Below are 295 nucleotides of genomic sequence, written 5' to 3'. Positions count from 1 at the left end.
GCCCTCCTGCAGGCAGCCGTCACCGGCGATCACGTAGATGTGGTGGTCGAACGGCGAGGTGCCGGCGGCCGCCTCCGGGTCGAACAGGCCACGCTCGTAGCGGGCGGCCATCGCCATGCCCACCGCGTTGGCCACGCCCTGGCCCAGCGGGCCGGTGGTGGTCTCCACACCCGTGGTGTGGCCGTACTCCGGGTGGCCGGGGGTCTTCGAGCCCCAGGTGCGGAAGGCCTTCAGGTCCTCCAGCTCCAGGCCGAAACCGGCCAGGTAGAGCTGGATGTAAAGGGTCAGGGACGAG

The 295-nt window shown here is 70.8% G+C and carries 1 pseudogene; it reads right to left on the bottom strand.

Annotation, left to right across the window (positions count from 1 at the left end):
- Positions 1 to 295: pseudogene (locus IF20_RS36980) on the bottom strand (transketolase); the annotation flags it as partial.

It is taken from the genome of Streptomyces niger (genome assembly GCF_000718305.1).
GTDB lineage: Bacteria > Actinomycetota > Actinomycetes > Streptomycetales > Streptomycetaceae > Streptomyces > Streptomyces niger.
The sequence above is the reverse complement of the archived record's forward strand: the minus strand, read 5'-3'. Positions and strand labels throughout refer to the sequence as shown.